We start from the raw sequence: 23,025 nt of genomic DNA on the forward strand, positions 1-23,025 counted from the left end.
GCCAACAGTGATGTGATCTCCGGTGTGCGACGCGGCTTGAGCAGCCATTGGGCTGTCACAAACCTGCGTCGCACCCTTCGTCATTGGTGCGAAGCATCGGCACCTGCAACCTCTCATCTGGATACCTCCCCTCTTGCGTTCGATGAATGTGATCGCCCCTCCCAAGGCATCCACAGGCTCGCCCTTCACGAACCGGACACGCAAAGCGCCCGGTTCGGCCATGCCGGCTTCGAACCCGCCTCAGAAACAAAAATCTGTGCGACAGCGCCACCGCCCCTTGGCCCCTTACCGATGGCGCCAAGCCCCCGTTAGCGGTAACAATGCGCATTGATAGCGCTATCATTTGCACTTGTCATCGTGCGGTGCAGCAAGGACATCATGGTTCCCTCGTCGCCGATTTCAGCAGCGCCTTCGTCCTCGGCAGCCGGGACGCTTTCGGGCCGGCTGCCCCAGGATGGTCGCGTTCGCGCGGCGTGCTCGCATGTCGGACACAAGGCCGCGTATCGCCTCGCCAGCCAGACCCCGCCGCAGGACGGCGACATCACGACCCGGCCATGAACGACGTCGCGCAAACCCTCTCCGTACGCGAAAAGGTCGGCTACAGCCTCGGCGACCTGGCGGCCAACCTGATCTTCCAGACCCTGGTCACCTTCATCGCGTTCTTCTACACCGACGTTTACCGGATTCCGGCCGACGTCGCCGGCACGGTGATCTTCACCGGCGGCCTGCTCGGCGCCTTCGTGTTCACGCCGATGATGGGGCTGATCGCCGACCGCACCCGCACGCGCTGGGGCAAGTTCCGGCCATGGATCCTGTGGACGGCGATTCCATTCGGAGTGCTGTCGCTCCTCGCCTTCAGCACTCCGGACCTGGGCGAGCGCGGCAAGGTCATCTACGCGATGGCGACCTATACCTTGCTGGTGCTGGTGTACGCCGCCAACAACCTGCCGTATTCGGCGCTCAGCGGCGTGCTGACTGGCGACATGGCCCAGCGCAACAGCCTGTCCTCCTACCGCTTCGTCGCGGTGATGATCGCGCAGTTCATCATCCAGGCCCTACTGCTGCCGCTGGTGCTGATCCTCGGCGACGGCGATAAGGTGCGCGGCTTCGAGAACACCATGCTGGTGTTCGCCGTGATGGGCACGATCTTCTTCCTGATCACCTTCCTGACCACGAAGGAGCGCATCGTCCCGGCGCCCGAGCAGAAGTCGACCATCCGCCAGGACCTGGCCGACCTGGCGAAGAACACGCCATGGCAAGTGATGCTGGTGCTGACCGTGCTGGTCTTCGTGACCCTTGCCCTGAAGGGCGGCCTGTACGTGTACTACTTCAAGTACTACCTCGATGAAGCCGCGCTGGCGAACTTCCTCGAGAACGTCGGCTTCAACCGCCTCATCGCCGGGTTGAACACGGTGCTCACCGGCGTGGGCCTGACCGAGTTCCAATGGCCGAAGGACGCGCCGACCTCGGCCTTCAGCCTGTTCAACGGCAGCGGCATCATCTTCATGATCGTCGGCATCGGTTTCTCCAAGGGCCTGGCCGACCGCTTCGGCAAGCGCGACGTGTTCGGCGGCGGATTGTTCGTCTCGACCTTGTGCCTGCTGGCGTTTTGGCTGTTCCCGCCGCAGGCGGTGGGCCTCGCGGTCGCGGCCCAGGTCCTGCACGGCTTTTTCTACGGCATCACGATCCCGCTGCTGTGGGCGATGGTGGCCGACGTGGCCGATTATTCGGAATGGAAGAACCACCGCCGCGCCACCGCGATCGTGTTCTCCGCGATCCTGATCGGCCTGAAGATCGGTCTGAGCACGGGCAGCGCGCTGGTGGCGAAGATCCTGGCCGCCTACGGCTACGACCCCGACCTCGCCGTGCAGTCGGCCGGTGCCGTGCGCGGTATCCAGATGGCGGTGAGCGTGTACGCATCGATCCCGTTCCTGCTGTGCGTCGCGCTTCTGTTCTTCTACAAGATCGACAAGAAGGCCGAGACGCGCATCGAGCAGGAACTGGCCGCGCGCCGCGCCGCGGGCATCGCGACTCCCTGATCGTCGCCGCAACGCAGCAGGAGCCCGCATGTCCGAAGAATTCGATCCGGTCGAGCTGCAGGCGCTGGCCGAGAAGGCGATTTCGCCGCCGCTGGTCACGCACATCTACACCGCCGACCCATCGGCGCATGTGTTCGACGGAAAAATCTACATCTATCCATCGCACGACATCGATGCGGGCATTCCGTTCAACGATGACGGCGACCATTTCGGCATGCAGGACTACCACGTGCTGCGGATGAACTCGCCCGCGGATGGGGCAGCCGAGGATTGCGGCGTCGCATTGCGCGTCGACGACGTGCCGTGGGCCGAGCGTCAGATGTGGGCGCCGGATGCGGCGACCAAGGACGGCAAGTACTACCTGTACTTCCCGGCCAAGCGCGCCGACGGCCTGTTCCAGATCGGCGTGGCGGTAGGCGACCATCCCGCCGGTCCCTTCGTGGCCGAACCCGAAGCCATTGCCGGCAGCTATTCCATCGACCCGGCGGTGTACGCCGACGACGACGGTGCGTTCTACATGTATTTCGGCGGCCTCTGGGGCGGGCAGCTGCAGAAGTATCGGGACAACGCCTATTCGCCGGCGCACGGGGAACCCGCCGATGGCCAACCCGCGCTGGGGCCGCGCCTGGCGCGCCTGTCCCACGACATGAAGCAGTTCGCCGAGGCGCCGCGGGAAGTTGTGATCCTCGATGAGGCCGGCGAGCCGTTGCGCGCGGGCGACCACGACCGGCGCTTCTTCGAGGCGCCGTGGCTGCACAGGCACGAGGGTCGCTATTACCTCTCGTACTCCACCGGCAACACGCATTTCCTGTGCTATGCGGTGGCCGACAATCCCTACGGACCATTCGTCTACCAGGGCCGGATCCTGGCGCCAGTGGTCGGGTGGACCACGCATCACTCGATCTGCGCGTTCCAGGACCAGTGGTACTTGTTCTATCACGACTCGCTGCTGTCCGGCGGCATCACCCACCTGCGCTCGATCAAGGTCACGCCGCTGCATCACGACGGGCAGGGCAGGATCCGCACCATCCATCCCTATGGAGAGTGACCCAAGGCGGTGCGATCAGGCGGTTCTTGAGCACGAATGCAAAGCGCAGCATCGTCCTGCGACGCAATCTTTCGTCGCGTCACCGGTGGCGCGGGTCGTCAGGCGTGCGCCGCCCAGGCCGGCGATCCTGCGACGTAATCGATGCAAGGGTCGTAGCGGCCCGGCACCTCGGTATAGCGCAGCGCCTGGGTGCAGCCGATCTCGGAAGTGAAGTAGCCCAGCAGAGCGAGCTCCTTCATCATGCGGAAGAACGTGGCTGGCTCGACTGGAGCGTCGGAAGTGATCTCTTCCGCTTCGATGGAATCGTACGGAGGCAGCTGCGCCAGGCCCTGGCGCTTGCGGTCTTCTGCCTCCGTCTCGTACGCCTCCCGGTGTGCCTGGCGATCGAAGGCGGTCAGCACGGCCAGGCGTTGCTGAGGCGTGGCCTGCATGAACGGCACGTTGGCCGCCTTCGTCGCGGCGGCGTCGACCCGGCGCATGCCGTCGCGGAAAGTTTTCTGTTCGCCGGGGTCGTAGCAGTCGGTGACCATGAGCGCCATGAACGCGCCGACTTTCGCATCCTTCGCGCCCGGAGTCCTGGTGGCGGGAACGATCGTTTCCGCGACCTCGTCGAGGAACGCGATTTCCTGGGAGCTGAACTGGCCAAGACGCGTGTTGGCCGGGACGCTTGCCGCCTTTTCTGCCGCCTTCTCCACGTCCTCCACGCGGCCGCAGCCGATCAGCGCCGCGCCGCCGAGCAGCAGGCTCACGCGTCGGATCGCCTCGCGCCGGGTGATCGTCGGGGCCTGTTCGGATTCGGATGGCATGGGTTGAGAGGACATGTTCATGTCGGCCCCGGTCACAGGTTGCGGCGCTTGAGCTCGTCCACGGCGAAGTTGGCCGCACGGGCGGTGATCGCCATGTACGTCAGCGAAGGATTCTGGCAGGCGGAGGAGGTCATGCAGGCGCCATCGGTCACGAAAACGTTGGGGGCGTCCCAGACCTGGTTGTGCGCGTTGAGCACCGAGGTCTTGGGATCGCGCCCCATGCGCGCGGTGCCCATCTCATGGATCGCCATCCCGGGGTAGGAGCCTTCGTCGTAGGTCTTGACCTTCTTCACGCCGGCCTGCTCGAGCATCTGCGCCATGTCGTCGATCATGTCCTTGCGCATCAGGCGCTCGTTCTCCCCGAGCGCGCAATCGATCTTCAGCACCGGCAGGCCCCATTTGTCCTTCTTCTCCGGGTCAAGCGCGATGTGGTTGGAATGCGCAGGCAGCATCTCGGCGAACGCGGTGGAGCCGATCGTCCATGGCCCCGGTGTGGTCGCCTCGTCCTTCATCTCGGCACCGATCCCGAGCTCACGCACCGCGCGCTGCCAGCCCTGCCGGCTCGCGCCACCCTGGTAGCCGAAACCGCGCAGATACTCGCGCTTGTCGCCGAACAGGTTGCGATAGCGCGGAATGTAGAACCCGGTCGGTCGGCGGCCGTAGTAGTACTTGCCTGTCAGGCCTTCGATCTCGCCTTCCGCACCGCAGCGGAAATGATGGTCCATGAGATTGTGACCGAGTTCCCCCGAGCTGCTGCCAAGCCCGCCCGGCCACACGTCGGTCGCCGAGCGCATCAGCAGCCAAGTCGAATTGAGCGTGGACGCGCACAGGAACACGATCTTCGCGCTGTAGTCGGTGACCTGCTCGGTCACCGCATCGATGACGCGCACTCCGCTGGCGCGCTTGCCGGTCTTGTCGAGCAGGACCTCGGTGACGATCGACCAGGGCTTGAGCGTGAGCCGGCCGGTCTTCATCGCCGCCGGCAGCGTGGACGACTGGGTGCTGAAATAGGCGCCGTACGGGCAGCCCAGCCAGCAGGCGTTGCGATACTGGCAGGGCGCGCGCCCAGGCAGTGCCTGGGTGGCGTTCGCGGTGCGCCCCGGGATGATCCGGCGCTTGCCGCCGAACGCGTTGCGCAGGCGTCCGGCAACCAGCTCTTCACCGCAGTTCAGCGGCATCGCCGGCTGGAACTGGCCATCGGGAAGCTGCGCCATGCCCTCGCGGGATCCGGCAATGCCGGCGTGCCTTTCCACGTGGTCGTACCAGGGCGCAAGGTCGGCGTAGCGGATCGGCCAATCGACAGCCACGCCTTCCTTTTCGTTGGCCTCGAAGTCGAAATCGCTCCAGCGATAGCTCTGGCGGCCCCACAGCAACGAGCGCCCGCCCACCCGGTAACTGCGGAACCAGTCGAAGCGCTTCACCTCGGTGTACGGCGATTCCTGTTCGTTGACCCAGGCCGACTCGTTGGTCTCGTCCAGGAGGTCCCGCTTGAGCACGCTGTGCGCCTGCTCCATCGAATAGGTGGCCCTGCCGCGATGCAGATACTCCCAGGGCGCCTTGGTCGCGTTGACGTAGTCCTTGATGTGCTCGACGTTGCGGCCACGCTCCAGGAGCAGGACGCGCAAGCCCTTCTCGGTGAGCTCCTTGGCCGCCCAACCGCCGGAGATGCCTGATCCGACCACGATTGCGTCGTAATCTGTGGATTGCGCCACCATTGCCTCCGGGAAATTGACGAGGGACAAGCGCTGGATGCGTGCGCGTGATGCTATCGTATTTTCCGGATGAATGACTTGCGAGAAGCGATGCCCGCCTTCGGCTCGACTGCTTGCCGACTGCTGTCGCGTCCGTCCGCTGATTTTGCAGAGCGGCGACGCAGACGCCTGGGCACGATCGGGTTCGGAGCACGCACGATGCTTTCGGTCCTGCCCCTTCACTCAAACGAAAGAGTCCGCCATGACCACGACGCGTAGACAATTCCTGGTTCGTTCGATCCAGAGCGGGGCGGCGCTGCTTGTGCCAGCCGTGCTGCCCGGCCGCGCCTTCGCCGGCGAGTCGGGCCGGCCGTTTGGCATCCAGGTCTACGCGGTCAACCAGGCGTTCGAAAGTGATCCGGCAGGCACCTTCAAGAAGCTCCGGCAAATCGGCTTCACGGAAGTGGAATGCTATGCGGGCGGCAAGCTGTCAGCGAGGGAATACCGTCGAATGATCGACGACGCGGGCCTGGTCTGTCCCAGCACCCATCTGGATTTCGATCCGGTCAATCTGGAAGCGTCCTTCGAAACCGCGCATGCGCTGGGGGCGAAGTTCGCCGCCAGTTCTGCGTTGCGCTCGGCCATCGATCCCAAGGTATCGTGGGAATCCGACTTCAGTCTGGACGAAGCCAAGCGCACGGCCGAACTGGCCAATCGGATCGGCGAAGCGGCCAAGCGTGCCGGCCTGCAATACGCCTACCACAACCACGATTACGAATTCGCCGACGTGGGCGAGGGGACGAGCGGTTTCGACTTCCTGTTGCGCGAGACCGACAGCGATCTGGTCAAGTTCGAGATCGACTGCGGCTGGATGACGTTCGCCGGTCGCCGTCCCGAAGAGTATCTCGCCAGAGAGCCGGCCCGGTTCCCGATGCTGCATATCAAGGACTATCTGGCCGCGAGCAAGCCCGCGGCCACGAAAGGTCCGCGGCCGGCCATGGTCGGCGCGGAACTGGGGCGCGGCACGGTCGATTACCGTCCGATCTTCGCCGCGGCAAGAAAGGCCGGCGTGCAGCACTACTTCGCCGAGCAGGAGGGGCCGTTCTCGCGTATGGATCAGCTCGATGCCGCCAAAATCGCCTACGAGTACCTGCGTTCCGTGCCGTGAGCAGGAAGATCGTGCGCAGTACGAGAGGACGGGCAAGTCGCTGAAGCGGCATCCACCCGTCTTCCGTCAGTGAAGTGGTTCGGCGGCGAAGCGCCCCGCTTCGTTTCGACGTTGGCGATTTTGCGCCTGCGCGGATGAAAAACTGAATCGTAGCCAGCATCGGAACGCGCATCTCACCGGCGTTTCACCACCGCAGCGGTATTGGACCTGCACCACACCCTGGAACGGAGGTTGTCGTGCGCAGGCTATTGCTTGGAATGTGTCTTGCCCTGGTGGCATCGGCCGCCAATGCTGATGGGGTGGAAAACAAATGGCGTCTGGAGCTCAGCGGCGGAGCCGAGTCGGCCGGCCGCATCGTGCTGCAGTTGGCGCCGGCCGAGGGGGATCCGATCCGTGCGACCGTGGACGTGGTCCAGGGACGCAGCGAGAACGGCATCGCCAATGACGTGCGCGATGCGCTGCAGGCGCAGGCGGGCAAGCGCTACAGCGTCGAGGTCGACGATGGCGAGGACGTGCTGGTGAAGAAGCACGAGGGCGAGCGCGACTTCGTCGTCACCATCGTCGAGAACAGCGTGCGGGGCGTGCGTATCAGCGTCAATGCCGAGTAGGCGCGCGATCCGGTAGGGGTAGGCGCGGGGTAGGGCGGAACCGCTGTGAGGCGTCCGCCCGTGTCGGAAAGTCGACCTGGATCTGATCTGGCAGCTGCCGCGGGCGGGGCTCTATCCGGGCGGAATCTGCACGATCGTTGCAACCATTGGCTCGGTGGGCGCATCCCATGCACTTCGACCCGATCGGAGGCAATGCGATGCGCAAGCTGCAATGGGGAATGGTGCTGATGCTGGTGGGGGCCTCGTCGGCCTGGGCGCAGGACGACTGCGCGTTCAGCGCGCCGCGCAACCTGGACCTGCCGGCAGGCGCGGTGAAGACCCTGGTGGTCCGCGCCGCGGCGGGCGGGCTGAAGATCGACGGCGAGCCAGGGCTGACCCAGGTGCAGGTGCGTGGCCTGGCCTGCGCCTCGAGCCAGCAGATTCTGGACGGGATCCGCCTGGTGCAACGGCGCGAGGGCGACCGGCTGGTGGTGGCCGCCGAGCTGCCCGAGACCGCAGGCCTGTTCGACGGCCAGCGCAGGCTGGACCTGGAGCTGCGGGTGCCGTCGCGGCTGGCGCTGGAGGTCAGTGACAGCTCGGGCGCGGCATCGGTCGAGCACGTCGCCGCGCTGCGCATGCAGGACAGTTCCGGCGATCTGCGTATCGCCCACATCCCGGGTGCAGTACGCGTGGAGGACAGCTCGGGAAGCCTGAACGTGCGCGACGTCGGCGCATTGCATATCCCCAACGACAGTTCTGGCGAAACCAGCGTCTCGGGCGTGCGTGGCGATGCGATCATCGATGTCGACAGCTCGGGCTCGATCGAGATGCGCGACATCGGCGGCAACGCACGCGTGGGCCAGGACGGGTCCGGCAGCATTGTGGTCGAAAATGTCGCTGGCGATTTCACGGTCGAACGCGACGGTTCGGGCGGGATCGAGCATCGCGGGGTGCGCGGCAAGGTGCGCCTGCCAGAACGTTGAGCGCACCCGTCGCGAAACAGGGCGGGTACGCACATCGGTCGGGCACGAAGCGAGCGCATCCTATGCAGTGGCATGGGTTGCGCCTCGGTGCGGCTGTAAGTCATAACGGCGGCCCCGCAAGCGCAGGTTTCGCAGGAGTGCGATGGCGGGGACTGGGGCTGTCGCTGCCACGTATCACCGCCGGGACTCAGGAATCACGAACGAGTGACTGACACATGGGATGCCTGGATCAGCCGGCTGGAACGCGACCATTCGCTGTTGGAACCGAACCGGTTGCGCCAGCGTATCGAGGTGCTGGATCGACTTGAAAGTCATCCCACCTGGGGGGCGGGTCGAGGTGGCGGCGCAGACCCACGGCTATCGACAGAGCTCCATGACCGGATGGGTCTCCTGTGTGCGGATCTCGAAGCGGCCAACCAGCGGGTCTACGCCTCGATCCGCGAAGCGATACAGCAAGGTAACGGCGCGCAGAGCCTGCTGGAGTGGGCGGCTGCAGTCGGTCCGGTCGACGATGTACGGCACCGGGTCGATAGCGAGGGTTACGACGGCCTCGATGCGCTGCTCAGCGGTGTCCTGCAGATTGAGGAACCCAGCCCAGAAGCCCAGCTGGCGGCTGAAATGGTGTTCTATCAACCCACGCCGGCGCGCCATATCTTCGAACTGATTGTCCGTACCGGACTTTCCGAACATGACGTGCTGTTCGATCTAGGGTCCGGGTTGGGCCACGTTCCGCTGCTTGCCGCCATCTGCACTCGCGCCCGTTGCGTCGGCATCGAGTGGGAAGCGGCCTATGTCGATTGCGCACGGCGCTGCGCGAAAGCACTCAATCTGGCCAATGTCACCTTCGCGCGCCAGGATGCGCGCGCGGCCGATCTGTCGTCGGGGACGGTGTTCTACCTGTACACGCCGTTTACCGGTGCAATGCTGGGCGACGTACTGGCGATGCTGCGGCGGGAAGCGGCCGCGCGCGAGATCCGCATCGGCACACTCGGGCCCTGCACCGCGAACTTCGCCCGCGAGCCTTGGCTGGAGTACGCGGGCATGCCCAATTCGAGTGGGTTGGCGGTGTTCCGGAGCGTGGATCTGAGGGTTTGACGTCTGTATAAGCGGCTGGCTATTTGTCGACTAGCGTAGGCGACTAACGGTCGTGCCGCGGGTTTGGCCTGAGTGGGTGATCTGTCACGTCATCATCTTCCCCGCGAACCGGCACCACAATCCACGCGATATAACTCTTCCGGTGACGCAAGACCCCGCAGAAATGCGGAGCCTTCTATTGCGCTTTCCAGCAGCCAGTCACAGGTTCAACGCACGATTTTCCAGGACTGGTTTGCCACAGACACCAGCGTCTGGGAATTGCTGGCGCTACCGGAGCGCCACAGGACATTTGCCCCGGTGGTCTGGTTGCGCATGAGGATGTCGGAGCGCCCATCCCCGTTGTAATCGCCTATCGCGCTGATGGCGAACTGGAGATTCACATTGGGCAAAGATGTTTTCCTTGCATAGTCGGCATTGCGCCAAATGACGGCCTGGCCGGTGGTGGGCTGGAACCAGAGGATGTCCGATTTTCCGTCGCCCAGAAAATCTCCGATGCCCGCGACCTGCCAGGACAGATTTGTCAGGTGTGTGATTGCCTGCGGCGTAGTGAAGTCACCGGAAAGCCAAATCGCATTCGCGCCCGTATCACTGTGGCGCCACAGAATGTCGGAGACGAAGTCGCCATCGAAATCGCCCAGACCTGCCACCTTCCAGGCAGTGTCGGTCACGCTCCTGACGGACTGCTGCGTCGCGTAGTCGCCCGACAACCACACCGCATTGGCGCCCGTACTGCCATGACGCCACAGGATGTCCGAGCGGCTGTCCAGGTTGAAGTCGCCTATCCCAACGATTTGCCATTTCTGATCCGTCACGGCGTGGAGAATCATGACGTTGCTGGAAGATGCGCCCCTCCATATGTGATTCGCGCCCGTACCCGAATTGCGCCAGAGGATGTCGGCCCGGGCATCTCCGTCGAAATCTCCGGTTCCCACCAACTTCCACGGACCAACCGGCACGTTCGTAAGCGTCGTCGTCGTCGTGCCACCTGCAGACCGCCACACGGCGTTTGCCCCGGTGGAAGAGTTCCTCCAGAGAATGTCGTCGGTCCGGTCGGCGTTGAAGTTGCGTGCGTTGGTGCGCATGCTGCGGATACCGTAGCGGGTAACGAACGCGTCCGAAGCACCGCTGTTGGCCGATTTGAACGGCAGCAGTGTCGAGAAGTTGGTCGAAGCCGTCGAGCCACCAAGGAAAATGCTGCTCGATCCATAACGCGCAATCGCCGCGCCTTGTTCGTTCCCGCTTCCTCCCAGATAGGAGGCCCAGAATCTCTCGCCTTCGTCGGAGTAGCGCGCGGTCATCGCGTCGAAGCCGCCGCCATTGGCGTGCTGCAGGCCAAAAACCGACGACGTTCCGATCAAATCAGTCGAATTCGTCGTGCCGATCACATACGCAGTTCCAAAGTCGTCGACCTTCACGTCCGTCAGGCGATCCTCTCCCGAACCTCCCAGATATGTGCTGTAGGCGAGCGCGGGAGTGGCACCGAGGGTAATCTTTGCCACGAATCCATCTATGCCGCCGGCCGACTCGTCCTGCGCAGGGTTCGCGGTCGGAAACGGCGCTGCCGAGGTTGCCTCGGTTCGGCCTACGACGATTACGTTGCCTTCTGGATCCAGATCGATACCCTCGCCAGCATCTGTGTTGGCGCTGCCGAGGTAGGTACCCAACTCCATTGCGATGTATGGGGCGACAGCAGCAGGGCTTAGCACCACGACAAAAGCGTCGGATCCGCCTCCAAGGCTGGTCTGGATCGCGGTCCCGGCCGACACGGGAAAATCGGTGGACGCGGTTTCGCCCGTGAGGTAGATCGCGCCTGAGCCTCCCGGTGACGGATCGACCGACATCGCGCTGATCTGATCAGTTCCGCCCCCACCAAAATACGTACTGAAAACCAGCGTGTCGCCCGACCGCGTCAGCTTCGCGAGGAATCCGTCTCTCGTTCCCCCGAGCGAGGCATCCATCGCAGAAACCCTTGGAAAGTTGCCCGACTCGGTTGAGCCGGCCACATAAAGATCACCCGATGGAGGCAGATCGATTGCAGTGCCCAGGTCCGCACCAGAGCCCCCGAGGTAGGTACTGAAAGCGAGAGCTCCCGCGCTATCGAGCCGTGCAACAAAAGCATCTTCCAGACCCCCATCCGCGGCATGCGTTCTCTGCAACGCATTGGCCACCGGAAAATTCGTGGATTTCGTGTGCCCGGTGATGTAGGCATTTCCGTGGATGTCGACGGCAATGCCCGTGCCGCCGTCGGCATTGCCGCCTCCCATGAAGGTGCTGTAGATCAGAGCGTTGCCATCCGTGTTGAACTTTGTGACGAAGATGTCGCCGCCACCGCGATTGCTGGACTGGATCGCGTTCTTGAGCGGGAAGTTGAGCGAAGCGGTGGTGCCTATGGCGTAGAGATTGCCGGCGTCGTCGGCAGACAGCGACGCAATGCCATCATCCCCACTTCCGCCGAAATAGCTCGAGTAACCCAGCACCGGGTCGATGATGAGGGGTTTGGCCGTGTCGTACGCCGCGACCTCGAAACCGACGCGATCCCCGCTCAGGAGACGGTAGCCGCCTTGCACAGGCTTGCGCCGGCCATCCACCTGCTGGTAGAGCACAGGTTTTTGCTGGGTGAGCGTGCCCGAGGCGGTTTCCAGGATGAGGTTGCCGTCCGGGTCCAGCCGCAGCCCGTCGACGCCACTGAACTTGACGTTGATGCGCCCCGGATTTCTGCCGGGCGCCACCACGAAGTCGTACTCGAGCTGCTGTTGCTTGCCGTAGTAGACCATGTCGATGCCGGGGTATACCTCGCGGTAGCGCACCCGGTCGTAGCGCTGGACATCGCGTTGCCATTGGTTGGGCGTGGAACCGTAGTAGTAGTGGCTCTTGCCTTGCTGCAGGCCGGCGCCCTCGACGACAGGCTCAGTGCTGGCGCCGAGCAGGGACATGCGTACCACCGTGGGTGCGCCCGCCTGTGTGGACACCTTCGTGGACCCGGGCTTGGATGGCAGGCTCAGCACTGCTTCGGTGGCGGTCAGGAAGATGCCGTACCCCGGACCCCGCGCCAGGAACAGAACCTCGGGATCCGTCTGGCCCACATTGCGCTCGAACGCAAGGGGGATCTGCGCATACCTGTGTTCGGTGCTGGCCACTGCACTGGGAACAGCCTTTGCCAGGATCGGCATCTCTTCGGAATCTGTGCTTGCCCACAGCGCGACAGCGGTACCTATGGCGCCTACCGCAAGCCAGTACGTCTTTTTCATCACTCAACCCGATGTGGCTGGAAGTCCCAGAAAACCCATTCTACTGATTGGCCGGACGTCGTCCATCGACCATTTGTAAGCGTAGCCGTCCACTTCCGGGCCGGCTCATGATGTGCGAGGTGTGGACCACGCTCGATCGGAGTCGGGCCGCGACAACCCGGCATTCCGACGGGCGCCTGCACCCTGTTCAGGAGGACTTGCGCTCCGAGAACACCCCGGGGGCAGTCCGCGGTCCAGGGCTCGATGCACCGACCACCGGCTGCCGGACCAGAAGTCCCGGCTGGAGGCTTTGGGTGGACGGTCACAGTGGGGCCGCGGTGGGTGGCGACATCTGCAGGAGCATCGACGACACCCAGCAGTGTGTAGTCGGACCGCACGACAGCAACGCGCCCGAGCCGGCCAGAGCGGAAATGATGGCTCGCGTGAACGCGGCTAAGACGACGCCCTACTCTTCGGTGCCTACCGATGCTCCAGGCAATAATGCGACAACGGCGTCCGCGATCACCTGCGGCTGGTCGAGCTGCATGTCGTGCGAGGAGTCGGGGACGTGCTGCATGCGACCTTGACGTGAACTGGCGACGATCGCGTCGTGGGTCGCTGCGCGCGCGGCCTGCATTCCCTTGCGCAGGTCTTCCGGCACGCTTGCATGCCCGTTGCCGGCGGCCAGCAGCACCAGCGGCGTCGTACCGTGCGACTCGTCCGGCGACACCGCCGAGCCGAAGATCGCTGCATTCTCGGTGAGTTCCGAGCGCAAGGTGCGCCAGTAGGCCGGCCGTTGCTTGTAGGCAGCAACGGAAGCGGCGACGCGTTCGCTCATCCACGGTGGTGCTGCCCGCAGGCAGCCTTGCAGCTCGGGCGGTGGTACTGCGAGCCTGCCGGTCTGCGCTCCCTGTTCACAGCGATCGAGGAACTGGTCGCGCTGCGCGATCATCGCGGTGTCCTGCACCTTCCACTCGGCTGGGAGGAAGGCGGCCAGATTCTGCTCGGGCGGATCGACCAGTACCAGGCCCGCCACATCACCGGGGTGCTCTTCAGCGTAACGCCGTGCGATGTTGCTTCCGAGCGAATGACCGACCAGCACGACCGGGGTCCGCACACCGGCGGCCTGGATCAGGGCCCGCAGGTCGGCCACGTCGGCGTCGAGCGTACGCGGCTTCGGTCCCTCGTCGCTGAACCCGTAACCGGCGCGATCGTATGCACATACCCGCGTTCGCGCGGCGATCAGCGGCTGCACCCGGAACCACGCGGTCGAATCGGCGTTCGCACCGGCCTCCAGGATCACGGTGGGCGCGCCATCACCCTCGCAGCGGAGATTGAGGCGACGATTCTCCGCGATGTTCACGAGATCGCCAGGGTCGGCGTAGGCGTCGGGCGTGCGTTCCGTAACGGTACTGGCGCCCGCTGTCGACGTGCAGCACGCTATCAGGAGCGCGGCGAGCAGAACGCGGCCCGAGTGGGTTGCCTTCATCGGGGTCTCTCCATGGGGCCGGGAGCCGGGATTTTATCCCGTGTACCTAGCGCGGCATGGTCAGCTTCAATCAGCACCATCTTCCAAATCTGGCGTGCCGGGGCAAGCGGGCTCATCATTCCAGTTCGCCATCATTCCCTGTCACCCATGACTCCATCCGCTGGCCCCCATGTCCACAGCAGTTCGCTCCGCCTTTCGCCCATCGTCGCCGGATGCTGGCGCATGGTGGAGTGGAACAAATCGGTCGAACAGCGCCTGCGCTGGATCGAAGACTCGCTGGCTCTTGGCGTCACCAGCTTCGATCACGCCGACATCTACGGTGGCTACCAGGCGGAGGGTCTGTTCGGGGAGGCATTGGCGGCAGCGCCGGGCTTGCGCGATCGCATGCAGATCGTGAGCAAGTGCGGCATCCGGCTGGTGTCCCCGCAGCGGCCGAGCCATCGCGCCAAGTGCTATGACACATCGCAGACGCACGTCGTGGCATCGGTGGAAGAGTCGCTGCGTGCGCTGCGCACCGACCGGCTGGATCTGCTGCTGATCCACCGGCCCGATGTGTTGATGGACCCGCACGAGCTCGCCCGGGTGTTCGAATCGCTGCATACCGCCGGCAAGGTACTGCACTTCGGCGTGTCCAACCATTCGCCTTCGCAACTTGCGCTGCTACACCAGTTTCATCCGCTGGTCGCGCATCAGATCGAGCTTTCACCCCTGCAGCTGGCGTCCCTGCATGACGGCACGCTGGATCAGTGCATTTCGCTGGGTCTGCGTCCCATGGCCTGGTCGCCACTGGGCGGCGGCCGGTTGTTCAACAACGACGACACGCAGGCGCTGCGCGTGCGCGATGCGCTCGCCCACCTGGGCAAGCGCCACGGGGTGTCGGAGGCGACGATGGCGTATGCATGGATCCTGCGACATCCCTCGGCGCCGTTGCCGATCACCGGCAGCGGCCGCATCGACGGCCTGCGCGATGCCGTGGCCGCGCTCGACCTGCGGCTGTCCGCGGAAGACTGGTACGCCGTCTGGCAGGCGGGCGCGGGTCGCGAAATCGCGTGACGGCGGCGGACCGACTTTGTCAGCGCAGCGATATTACCCACGCTTGTGATCTCGTTCACAAGTCGGGTGCTCCTGCAGCGTAACAGCCAGCCGCACCAGCCTTCCTACCGCCAACCGGAGGCGATCGAGCGAACGCAGATCGCGCGCGATGCTGTCCTGGCGCCAGGACGCCGCCAGCAGGACGGGCTGATTGCCGCCGTCGTTGTCCTCGTCAATACTCGGTGACACTGACTACATTGCTACCTGGTACACGGCGCGGTGGATGTCGCCAGCCGCGCAATAAGGACCGGATGCTACTCAGGGCCTCAATCATCTGGTTGTCGATTGGGCTGGCCGCAGTCGCTGTTGGCGGGTGCGCGTACGGAAGCATGCCGGCGGCAGTCAGGGCGCCACAGGTCGCCGAGGGCGGAAGTGTTCCACGTAGGTGGTCGCAGGCGGTCGTGCGCGCCAGGACCATCGAGCCTGGCGGGAAGCAAAGGCCGGCCGGGCCGGCGTTCGAGTATCAGTACCTGGCGCCGGAGTCGCCCGCGTTGCAGCCGATCTACACGCGGGTGCGTGAAGCCGATCTGCTGCATCGGCTCCCGGCGGTGCAGCAGATCGACGGAATGTTCCAGCTGCCGCGCCCGCTGCGTTATGTCACAGCGGAGTGTGGCGAGTTCGGTGCGTTTTACGTGCCGGAGACCACACGGATCGTGCTCTGCTACGAGACCCTGCGGACGTTGTACGAGCGCGGTCAGATGCAGCATAAGGCTGGCGGCCTCGATCCGGATTATCCCCTGCGCTACACGCGCGCCAATGTGCGTTTCATCGTGCTGCACGAAACCGGTCATGCGCTGGTCGACCTGCTCGATCTGCCGGTGACCGGTCGGCAGGAAGATGCGGTCGATCAACTCGCGGCGATGCTGATGCTGCATTTCTCCGGCGTCGACGAATCGCCCGAACAGGTCATCGAAAGCCTTCGCATGGCGGCCAACTGGCTGCTGACGCGCAGTACCGGCGCATACGACCTGGACGCCTATGCCGATGAGCACGCGCTGGGCGAGCAGCGCTATTTCAACCTGCAGTGCCTTATTTTCGGCACCGACCCAGTCAGATATGCCGAGATCGTCACTGCCGGCGACCTGACGCCGGCGCGCGCCAAGGCATGTCCAAGAGAAACGCGTCAGGTCGGACGCGCCTGGTTGCGCCTGCTCCTGCCGCACCTGGCTCCGAAGTACGAGATGACCGAGGCCGAAGCGATCCGCTACTTCGAGCGGCGGTGAGTGCGCCTGGCGGGAGGAAAGGCGCGCGCCATGATGGGGCAGGGCCCGGATCGCAATTCAGTGAGGGCCGAGAGAGACCAAGGCGCTCACCGGCATGTCGCCCTGGTCACCCGCGCGCCCGTGGACAATGATGAATCCCCGGGTGACGGATGTTTCGGGATTCAACGGCGCATTCATCGCATCCCAGACTTCATCCAGGCGAACCCAGACAGGCGGATATTTGTGCGCGGCAACATCGAGGATGAGCACTCGGTCGCTCTGCGCATGGTAGGCGGCCAGTGGTGAGATGTGCCCTGACTGCGCCTGTCCAATGTGCTTCCGCTCGTAGTTGATCAGCACGTAGTCGCCGTCACGGTTGAGGTTGGTGCGCACCACCTTTCGAAAGGCATCGGCATTCGTACTCGATGCGTTGATGACGCTGACGTTGGCGCCGTGCGCCGAAAGCAGGTCCCCCAGGTCCCGCAGCGACATCCCGATGAAGCTGACTTTCCATGGATTTGCATCCACGGATGGATTGGCGAACAAGGTCTGCTGATCGAGCGGCGTCCCGGCCACCCCGGCGGCATTGAGCGTCGTAATCGCAGTGGCCACACCGCAATACCCCTTGCGCGACTGGGCGACGAAGTTCGCCAAAAGTTCGTCGTAATCGGCGACGGCGTCGCTCTCGTCCAGAAGAGCCTGCCCCATCGTTGAGTCAAGCGGGATCAGGTTCGACGGGAGTGGTTGGTGCTCGACGGGTGGCGCGCGCAGATACTCGTTCCACACGACTCCCGTGCCCAGCAGAAGGGCAATGCCCGTCACGAACGCAAAACCAATAACCAGCCGCTTCATGGCGGTGTCGGAGCCTGGAACGGGGCGCGAACGGTGGCGCCATGCGATGAGATCGCGACAGGCATCAAGTCGTGGTGAAAGCAGTTTTTCGCGGCCATCGCCAGCGGCCGACGACAGAACCGAGCTCACTCCAAGGCGAGCGCGAAGGGGGTGGCTGAACCGAGCGCGGAAATCCATGCGATCGCCGCCCAATGGCGCAGGGCGACATCCACCTGCGATGGTTCGATCGATCGACGACGCGGTGTCAGGAACTGCCGATACCAGGTACGCCCGGGCGCCGACGCGCACGTCGTTCGCGCAACGACATGCGCATCTGCCGCAGCGGTTCCTTGAAGGGCAAGGCGATGCGCCGATAGAAGAAGGATAACGCGCGCCGCGAATCAGGTATCCGGTGCGCCAGTCCTTCCTCGATGGTGTACACGCAAGGCGCACAGATTCCGCAGGGCCTGCCGTGGGCCGGACTGTGGCAGAACCATGTCATGTCCATGATGCCGCCCCAGCCTTCGGCGTCGGCCCGCTGGCCCATGCGCACCTTGTCGAGGTGGAACAGCGGAAAGCCGAAGTAGCGGAACAGTCTGAACTCGGCGGAGTCCGCGTGCCTGGGGTCCACGCGGATGCTGCGATAGCCAGCCGGATGTTCGAATTCCATGGCGAACGGACGCACAAGCGCCTGGACCTTGTCGTCGATGTGGACGCCCAGCTCCATGTCGACGACTCCGTTCTGCTTGCAGAACGCCGGCAACCACGCGTACTGACTGCCAATGAAGACCCGCTTGCGGATCTGTTGCAGCGCCGCCGCGATCTCCGGATCCTCGGCGACATCGCCGACTTCAGCGATGCGCAACGGCTGCAGCAGCGCGCGCGTCTGCGGGTACATCTCGCGCAGGTGGTCGCCGATGCGCGCCATTGTCGAAAGTTCGGTCTGGGTCGAGGCGCGCGTCGGATCTTTCAGGTAATGGGGAACGACCTGGACCCGATGCAGCAACAACAGCTCCAGCAGCCGAAAGGTCGAATCCCAGCCGCCGGTCCAAAGCAGATTCGCGCAAGGGCTGTCTGCAGTGGCGAGGGGTGCATTCATCGGCGGGACTTTCCTCGTATACCTGCGCAGCCACATCGTTTTGGCATGCTGCCGGATAAGTTGCGTAATCGTGTCCGCTCGTAACGAAACATAAACATCACGATCACGTTACGAAGATGAATGCGACTTTGTCGCGTACGAAAGCGCTGCGAGGAGCATGGCAGCGACGGAGTCGACATTACGTTGCGTTCGTTAATGCAAAATGAACTGTGATGCCGATGTCGCAGAGTGTGATCGCAACGAGGTGTTATTCGACTGCCAAGGGCGCAATCGGACGCTACACTCATGCGCGATTTCGTTACTTGGATTGGAAGCGTGACATTGCAGAATGAACTCGGCACGTCAGCGACGCGTTCGGTTCCGGGCCTGGCGATACCGCCCGGTGCGTGGGATCGACAAACCTTCTGGCGCTTCGCCGACAATGCGAAGGAGGCGACCGAAGCCCTGGCCCAGCAGAAGATGAAGGCGTTGGCGCATGCGCCGGTCGAAGCGATGCGCCAGATCTGCACGCAGTACCGCTTCTTCACCATCGACTACATCAGCGACCTTGCACTGCTGGTGGCCAAGCTGCCCTTCGGCGGCTTGCGCAGCCTGTTGAGCCAGATCCTTGCCGAGGAGCTCGGTGAAGGCGACCCGGACAAGGCGCACCCCGAGGTCTACGACCGCTTCCTGGCGAGCATCGGCGTGGAGCCGGAGCAACTGGAGCGTCCCCTGCCCGCGAACCACGCCATCCTGAGCGGGCTGACCGAGGAGTTGTCGCGTCGCGGTCCGGCCTTCGGCGTGGGATTGCGCGGGATGGGCGGCGAATGCCTGTGCCAGACCTATTTATCGGTCATGTTCGAGCACCTGCGCGGGCACCCGTATATGCGCGAGCACGAGAGCAGCATCGACTGGGAGTTCTGGACGATCCATACCGGCGAAGTGGACATCGTCCACGGCGAACTGACGCGCCAGGCCATCGACGATTACATCCGCCAGGACCCCGGCGCGCTGCCGGAGCTGGCCCAGGGCTACGAGCGTAGTATCAATGCGTGGAACCTGTTTTGGCACAACATCTTCGATGCGTATGGTTCCCGGCCCAGAGCCGTGTCCCATGAGCACGCTGTCATGAGCATGACGCCATGAGTTCGATTGCCCAGTTCCACCTCGCTTTCCCGGTGCGTGACCTCGACGAGGCGCGCCATTTTTATGGCGAATTGATGGGTTGCCCCCAGGGCAGAAGCGACACGACCTATCAGGACTTCGATTTCTTCGGTCACCACCTGGTGGCGCACATCTCCGGCGAAGGCGCCCCACTGCACAGCGGGCGCTTCGATGGCGAGGCGGTGCCGATTCCGCACTTCGGCATGAATCTCGACCGCGGATCGTGGGAAGCGCTGGCGAAGCGGCTGAAAGCGGCCGACATCGAGTTCCACGAGGAGCCGCATCTGCGGTTGAAGGGCAAACCGGGGCAACACGTGACGATGTTCCTGTTCGATCCGTCGGGCAACGCGCTGGAGTTCAAGTCCTTCGACGACCCCGAACAGACCTTCATTCCCTGAGCGCGGCGATCCAATGCGCGACGTGAGCGTCGATGCCGTATCTGCTGCCCGCGGCAGCGATCGCAGGCATGTGCTGCATTCGTGGTCGGCACACGGCACCCTGGAGCCGGTCGTGGTTGCGGGCGCCGAAGGCGCACACTTCTGGGACGAGGACGGACGACGCTGGCTCGATTTTTCCAGTCAGCTGGTCAACGTCAACGTCGGCCACCAGCACCCGAAGCTGATCGCAGCGATCAAGGCGCAGGCCGAAACCCTGTGTACGGTGGCGCCGTATCACGCCAATGCGGCCACCAGCGAGGCGGCGCGCCTGATCGCCGAACTCGCCCCGGGCGACTTGAACCGGGTGTTCTTTACCAATGGTGGTGCCGAAGCGGTCGAGAATGCGATCCGCATGGCGCGCCTGCACACCGGCCGCCACAAGATCCTGACCGCCTACCGCAGCTACCACGGTGCGACCGCCGGCGCGATCGCCGCGACCGGCGAGCCGCGACGCTGGCCGTCCGAACCGGGGCCGCCGGGGTTCATCAAGTTCTGGGGGCCGTATCCGTACCGCTCGGCATTCCACTCCGGCAGCCCCGAGGAGGAATGCGAACGCGCGCTCGCGCATCTGGCCGATACGATCATGGTCGAAGGCCCGCAGGGGATCGCGGCGATTCTGCTGGAGACGGTGGTCGGGGCCAATGGCATCCTGGTGCCGCCGGACGGCTACCTGCAGGGCGTGCGCGCGTTGTGCGATGCGCACGGCATCATGATGATCGCCGACGAGGTGATGGCCGGGTTCGGTCGTTGCGGAGAATGGTTCGCGGTCGATCGCTGGGGCGTCGTGCCGGACCTGATCACCTTCGCCAAAGGCGTCAATTCCGGGTACGTGCCCCTGGGCGGGGTGATCCTGAGTGAAGCGATCTCCGCCAGCTTCGCGAACCGCGCCTATCCGGGCGGCTTGACCTATTCCGGCCATCCGCTGGCCTGTGCGGCTGCGGTCGCGTGCATCGGCATCTACAAGGAAGAGAACCTGATCGCCCGCGCGCGCCGTTTGGGTGAAGAAGTGATCGGACCCGCACTGCACGCGATGCAGGGGCGGCACCCTGCGATCGGCGAGGTACGCGGGCTCGGTGCGTTCTGGGCGATCGAGCTGGTCCGCGACCGCACGACCCGCGAGCCACTGGTACCGTTCAACGCTTCCGGCGCGGCCGATGCTGCCATGGTCGAACTTGCCGCGGCCTGCAAAAGGCAGGGCCTGTGGCCGTTCGTCGTATCCAACCGGATGCACATCGTGCCGCCGCTGAGCATCGACGAACAGGCGTTGCGCGATGGCCTGGCGATTGTCGACGAAGCGCTGCACGTCGCGGATCGCCACTACGTCGGGTAGCGGGTGGCCGCAGTTTTTAGACACGCCGCGAGGCCGCCCCAACGCGGCCCCGCGGCGCTCTCCCCGAATCAGAAGAAGCCGAGCTTCTTCGGCGAGTAGCTCACCAGCAGGTTCTTGGTCTGCTGGTAGTGGTCGAGCATCATCCGGTGCGTCTCGCGCCCGATGCCGGATTGCTTGTACCCGCCGAACGCCGCGTGCGCGGGATAGGCGTGGTAGCAGTTGGTCCACACGCGTCCGGCCTGGATCGCGCGGCCGAAGCGGTAGGCGCGGTTGGCGTCGCGCGTCCACACGCCGGCGCCGAGGCCGTACAAGGTATCGTTGGCGATCGCCAGCGCTTCCTCGTCGGTCTTGAACGTCGTCACCGACACCACCGGCCCGAAGATCTCCTCCTGGAAGATCCGCATCTTGTTGTGGCCCTTGAACACCGTCGGCTGCATGTAATAGCCGCCCTCCAGGTCGCCTTCGAATGCCTGCCGCTCGCCGCCGATCAGCACCTGCGCGCCTTCCTGCCGGCCGATGTCGACGTAGGACAGGATCTTGTCGAGCTGCTCGCTGGAAGCCTGCGCGCCGATCATCGTCTCTGGATCCAGCGGATGGCCCTGCTTGATCGCGGCCACGCGCTGCAGCGCGCGTTCCATGAAGCGCTCGTAGATCGACTCTTGGATCAACGCGCGGCTGGGGCAGGTGCAGACCTCGCCCTGGTTGAGCGCGAACAGCACGAAGCCTTCGATCGCCTTGTCGAAGAAATCATCGTCGGCGGCGGCGACGTCCTCGAAGAAGATGTTCGGCGACTTGCCGCCGAGTTCCAGCGTCACCGGGATCAGGTTCTGGCTGGCGTATTGCATGATCAGCCGGCCGGTACCGGTTTCGCCGGTGAAGGCGATCTTGGCGATGCGCTTGCTGGAGGCCAGCGGCTTGCCGGCCTCCAGGCCGAAGCCGTTGACGATGTTGAGCACGCCCGGCGGCAGCAGGTCGCCGATCAGCTCGGCCCAGACCAGGATACCGACCGGCGTCTGTTCGGCCGGCTTGAGCACCACGCAGTTGCCGGCGGCCAGCGCTGGCGCGAGCTTCCACGCCGCCATCAGCAACGGGAAATTCCACGGGATGATCTGTCCGACCACGCCCAGCGGCTCGTGGAACTGGTAGGCGACGGTGTCCTCGTCGATCTCGCCGATCGAGCCTTCCTGCGCGCGGATGCAGCCGGCGAAGTAGCGGAAGTGGTCGATCGCCAGCGGGATGTCGGCCGCCGTCGTCTCGCGGATCGGCTTGCCGTTGTCCCAGGTCTCCGCGCGCGCGAGCAGGTCCAGGTTCTGTTCCATCCGGTCGGCGATGCGGTTGAGGACGTTGGCGCGCTCGGCCGGCGAGGTCCGGCCCCAAGCGTCCTTCGCGGCGTGCGCGGCGTCGAGCGCGGCTTCGACATCGTCGGCATCCGATCGCGGGATCTGGCAGAACACCTTGCCGGTGATCGGCGTGATGTTGTCGAAGTAGCGGCCGTTGCGCGGCGCGACCCATTGGCCGCCGATGAAGTTGCCGTAGCGCTGCTTGAACGACGGTGGTTGCGTGAACTGAACCTTTTCCAGCTTGGTCATGGCGGCCCTCCCGTGGGCGGGTGAGTGTGCGGAGGTGCGCGTCACGCCAATGGAAGCGGATCGCGTCAGGGGCAGGATGGGCGCCCTGCCGGCACCGCGCCTTGAGCTGGGTCAAACCGGGATGCGATCGTGGAATCGGAAGGGCTGCCCGGCTTTCCGGAGAAGCGGT

The 23,025-nt window shown here is 64.5% G+C and carries 18 protein-coding genes; 11 read left to right on the forward strand and 7 right to left on the reverse strand.

Annotation, left to right across the window (positions count from 1 at the left end; all coding sequences use genetic code 11):
• Positions 1-554: 554 nt before the first annotated feature.
• Both MC375_RS06885 and MC375_RS06890 read left to right on the forward strand, forming a co-directional pair.
• Positions 555-2,039: an MFS transporter gene (locus tag MC375_RS06885; protein WP_242102553.1), complete on the forward strand. Its 1,485-nt coding sequence runs from the start codon at positions 555-557 to the stop codon at positions 2,037-2,039.
• A 28-nt stretch (positions 2,040-2,067) separates the two neighbouring features.
• On the forward strand, positions 2,068-3,087 hold the full coding sequence (locus MC375_RS06890) for a glycoside hydrolase family 43 protein (protein ID WP_242102554.1): 1,020 nt from the start codon (positions 2,068-2,070) through the stop codon (positions 3,085-3,087).
• Between the two features lie 98 nt (positions 3,088-3,185).
• Here the strand turns inward: MC375_RS06890 and MC375_RS06895 are convergent, their stop codons facing one another.
• Both MC375_RS06895 and MC375_RS06900 read right to left on the reverse strand, forming a co-directional pair.
• Positions 3,186-3,908 (reverse strand): gluconate 2-dehydrogenase subunit 3 family protein, encoded by a 723-nt coding sequence (locus MC375_RS06895; RefSeq protein WP_242102555.1) that lies wholly within the window; start codon positions 3,906-3,908, stop codon positions 3,186-3,188.
• 17 nt (positions 3,909-3,925) lie between these two features.
• A complete protein-coding gene (locus MC375_RS06900; protein ID WP_242102556.1) occupies positions 3,926-5,605 on the reverse strand; it encodes a GMC family oxidoreductase in 1,680 nt (559 codons plus the stop codon).
• A 241-nt stretch (positions 5,606-5,846) separates the two neighbouring features.
• Between MC375_RS06900 and MC375_RS06905 the strand changes: the two genes are divergently transcribed.
• The 4 genes from MC375_RS06905 (at position 5,847) to MC375_RS06920 (ending at position 9,417) form a co-directional block, all read left to right on the forward strand.
• Positions 5,847-6,752 carry a sugar phosphate isomerase/epimerase gene (locus tag MC375_RS06905; RefSeq protein ID WP_242102557.1) on the forward strand — a complete coding sequence of 302 codons (906 nt, stop codon included), beginning with the start codon at positions 5,847-5,849 and terminating at the stop codon, positions 6,750-6,752.
• A gap of 257 nt (positions 6,753-7,009) precedes the next feature.
• Positions 7,010-7,360, forward strand: a complete 351-nt coding sequence (locus MC375_RS06910; RefSeq protein WP_242102558.1) for a hypothetical protein — start codon at positions 7,010-7,012, stop codon at positions 7,358-7,360.
• 197 nt (positions 7,361-7,557) lie between these two features.
• Positions 7,558-8,322, forward strand: a complete 765-nt coding sequence (locus tag MC375_RS06915; protein ID WP_242102559.1) for a hypothetical protein — start codon at positions 7,558-7,560, stop codon at positions 8,320-8,322.
• Between the two features lie 204 nt (positions 8,323-8,526).
• Positions 8,527-9,417, forward strand: a complete 891-nt coding sequence (locus MC375_RS06920; RefSeq protein WP_242102560.1) for a hypothetical protein — start codon at positions 8,527-8,529, stop codon at positions 9,415-9,417.
• Positions 9,418-9,623: 206 nt separating this feature from the next.
• Here MC375_RS06920 and MC375_RS06925 read toward each other — a convergent pair whose 3' ends face one another.
• Positions 9,624-12,665 (reverse strand): SBBP repeat-containing protein, encoded by a 3,042-nt coding sequence (locus tag MC375_RS06925; protein ID WP_242102561.1) that lies wholly within the window; start codon positions 12,663-12,665, stop codon positions 9,624-9,626.
• 445 nt (positions 12,666-13,110) lie between these two features.
• Entirely contained in the window at positions 13,111-14,133 is a 1,023-nt protein-coding gene (locus MC375_RS06930; RefSeq protein ID WP_242102562.1) for an alpha/beta hydrolase, read from the reverse strand.
• 147 nt (positions 14,134-14,280) lie between these two features.
• On the opposite strand from MC375_RS06930, the gene MC375_RS06935 reads away from it, so the two are divergent.
• Positions 14,281-15,186 carry an aldo/keto reductase gene (locus MC375_RS06935; RefSeq protein WP_277929292.1) on the forward strand — a complete coding sequence of 302 codons (906 nt, stop codon included), beginning with the start codon at positions 14,281-14,283 and terminating at the stop codon, positions 15,184-15,186.
• A gap of 440 nt (positions 15,187-15,626) precedes the next feature.
• A complete protein-coding gene (locus tag MC375_RS06940; RefSeq protein ID WP_242102564.1) occupies positions 15,627-16,448 on the forward strand; it encodes a DUF4344 domain-containing metallopeptidase in 822 nt (273 codons plus the stop codon).
• A 57-nt stretch (positions 16,449-16,505) separates the two neighbouring features.
• Here the strand turns inward: MC375_RS06940 and MC375_RS06945 are convergent, their stop codons facing one another.
• Positions 16,506-17,279: a phytochelatin synthase family protein gene (locus MC375_RS06945; RefSeq protein ID WP_242102565.1), complete on the reverse strand. Its 774-nt coding sequence runs from the start codon at positions 17,277-17,279 to the stop codon at positions 16,506-16,508.
• Positions 17,280-17,523: 244 nt separating this feature from the next.
• A complete protein-coding gene (locus MC375_RS06950; RefSeq protein WP_242102566.1) occupies positions 17,524-18,357 on the reverse strand; it encodes a hypothetical protein in 834 nt (277 codons plus the stop codon).
• Positions 18,358-18,672: 315 nt separating this feature from the next.
• On the opposite strand from MC375_RS06950, the gene MC375_RS06955 reads away from it, so the two are divergent.
• The 3 genes from MC375_RS06955 to MC375_RS06965 are packed head-to-tail and all read left to right on the forward strand — an operon-like array spanning position 18,673 to position 21,267.
• A complete protein-coding gene (locus tag MC375_RS06955; RefSeq protein ID WP_242102567.1) occupies positions 18,673-19,482 on the forward strand; it encodes an iron-containing redox enzyme family protein in 810 nt (269 codons plus the stop codon).
• Complete coding sequence (locus tag MC375_RS06960) at positions 19,479-19,898, forward strand: VOC family protein (protein WP_242102568.1); 420 nt, start codon at positions 19,479-19,481, stop codon at positions 19,896-19,898. Before MC375_RS06955 ends, MC375_RS06960 begins: the two co-directional genes overlap by 4 nt.
• Positions 19,899-19,920: 22 nt before the next feature.
• The gene (locus tag MC375_RS06965) at positions 19,921-21,267 is read left to right on the forward strand and encodes an aspartate aminotransferase family protein (protein ID WP_242102569.1); all 1,347 of its coding nucleotides are present in this window, start codon (positions 19,921-19,923) and stop codon (positions 21,265-21,267) included.
• 68 nt (positions 21,268-21,335) lie between these two features.
• Here the strand turns inward: MC375_RS06965 and adh are convergent, their stop codons facing one another.
• On the reverse strand, positions 21,336-22,856 hold the full coding sequence (gene adh / locus MC375_RS06970; protein WP_242102570.1) for an aldehyde dehydrogenase: 1,521 nt from the start codon (positions 22,854-22,856) through the stop codon (positions 21,336-21,338).
• Between the last annotated feature and the right edge of the window lie 169 nt (positions 22,857-23,025).

Origin of the sequence: Lysobacter sp. M2-1, assembly GCF_022662495.1 — a bacterium.
Classification (GTDB): Bacteria; Pseudomonadota; Gammaproteobacteria; order Xanthomonadales; family Xanthomonadaceae; genus JAKPBU01.

Bases quoted from the DNA above. Each gene is read 5' to 3' on its own strand.
- MC375_RS06885 (WP_242102553.1), top strand. From the start codon at position 555: ATGAACGACGTCGCGCAAACCCTCTCCGTACGCGAAAAGGTCGGCTAC.
- MC375_RS06890 (WP_242102554.1), top strand. From the start codon at position 2,068: ATGTCCGAAGAATTCGATCCGGTCGAGCTGCAGGCGCTGGCCGAGAAG.
- MC375_RS06895 (WP_242102555.1), bottom strand. From the start codon at position 3,908: ATGTCCTCTCAACCCATGCCATCCGAATCCGAACAGGCCCCGACGATC.
- MC375_RS06905 (WP_242102557.1), top strand. From the start codon at position 5,847: ATGACCACGACGCGTAGACAATTCCTGGTTCGTTCGATCCAGAGCGGG.
- MC375_RS06910 (WP_242102558.1), top strand. From the start codon at position 7,010: ATGTGTCTTGCCCTGGTGGCATCGGCCGCCAATGCTGATGGGGTGGAA.
- MC375_RS06915 (WP_242102559.1), top strand. From the start codon at position 7,558: ATGCGCAAGCTGCAATGGGGAATGGTGCTGATGCTGGTGGGGGCCTCG.
- MC375_RS06925 (WP_242102561.1), bottom strand. From the start codon at position 12,665: ATGAAAAAGACGTACTGGCTTGCGGTAGGCGCCATAGGTACCGCTGTC.
- MC375_RS06930 (WP_242102562.1), bottom strand. From the start codon at position 14,133: ATGAAGGCAACCCACTCGGGCCGCGTTCTGCTCGCCGCGCTCCTGATA.
- MC375_RS06935 (WP_277929292.1), top strand. From the start codon at position 14,281: ATGACTCCATCCGCTGGCCCCCATGTCCACAGCAGTTCGCTCCGCCTT.
- MC375_RS06945 (WP_242102565.1), bottom strand. From the start codon at position 17,279: ATGAAGCGGCTGGTTATTGGTTTTGCGTTCGTGACGGGCATTGCCCTT.
- MC375_RS06950 (WP_242102566.1), bottom strand. From the start codon at position 18,357: ATGAATGCACCCCTCGCCACTGCAGACAGCCCTTGCGCGAATCTGCTT.
- MC375_RS06960 (WP_242102568.1), top strand. From the start codon at position 19,479: ATGAGTTCGATTGCCCAGTTCCACCTCGCTTTCCCGGTGCGTGACCTC.
- adh (WP_242102570.1), bottom strand. From the start codon at position 22,856: ATGACCAAGCTGGAAAAGGTTCAGTTCACGCAACCACCGTCGTTCAAG.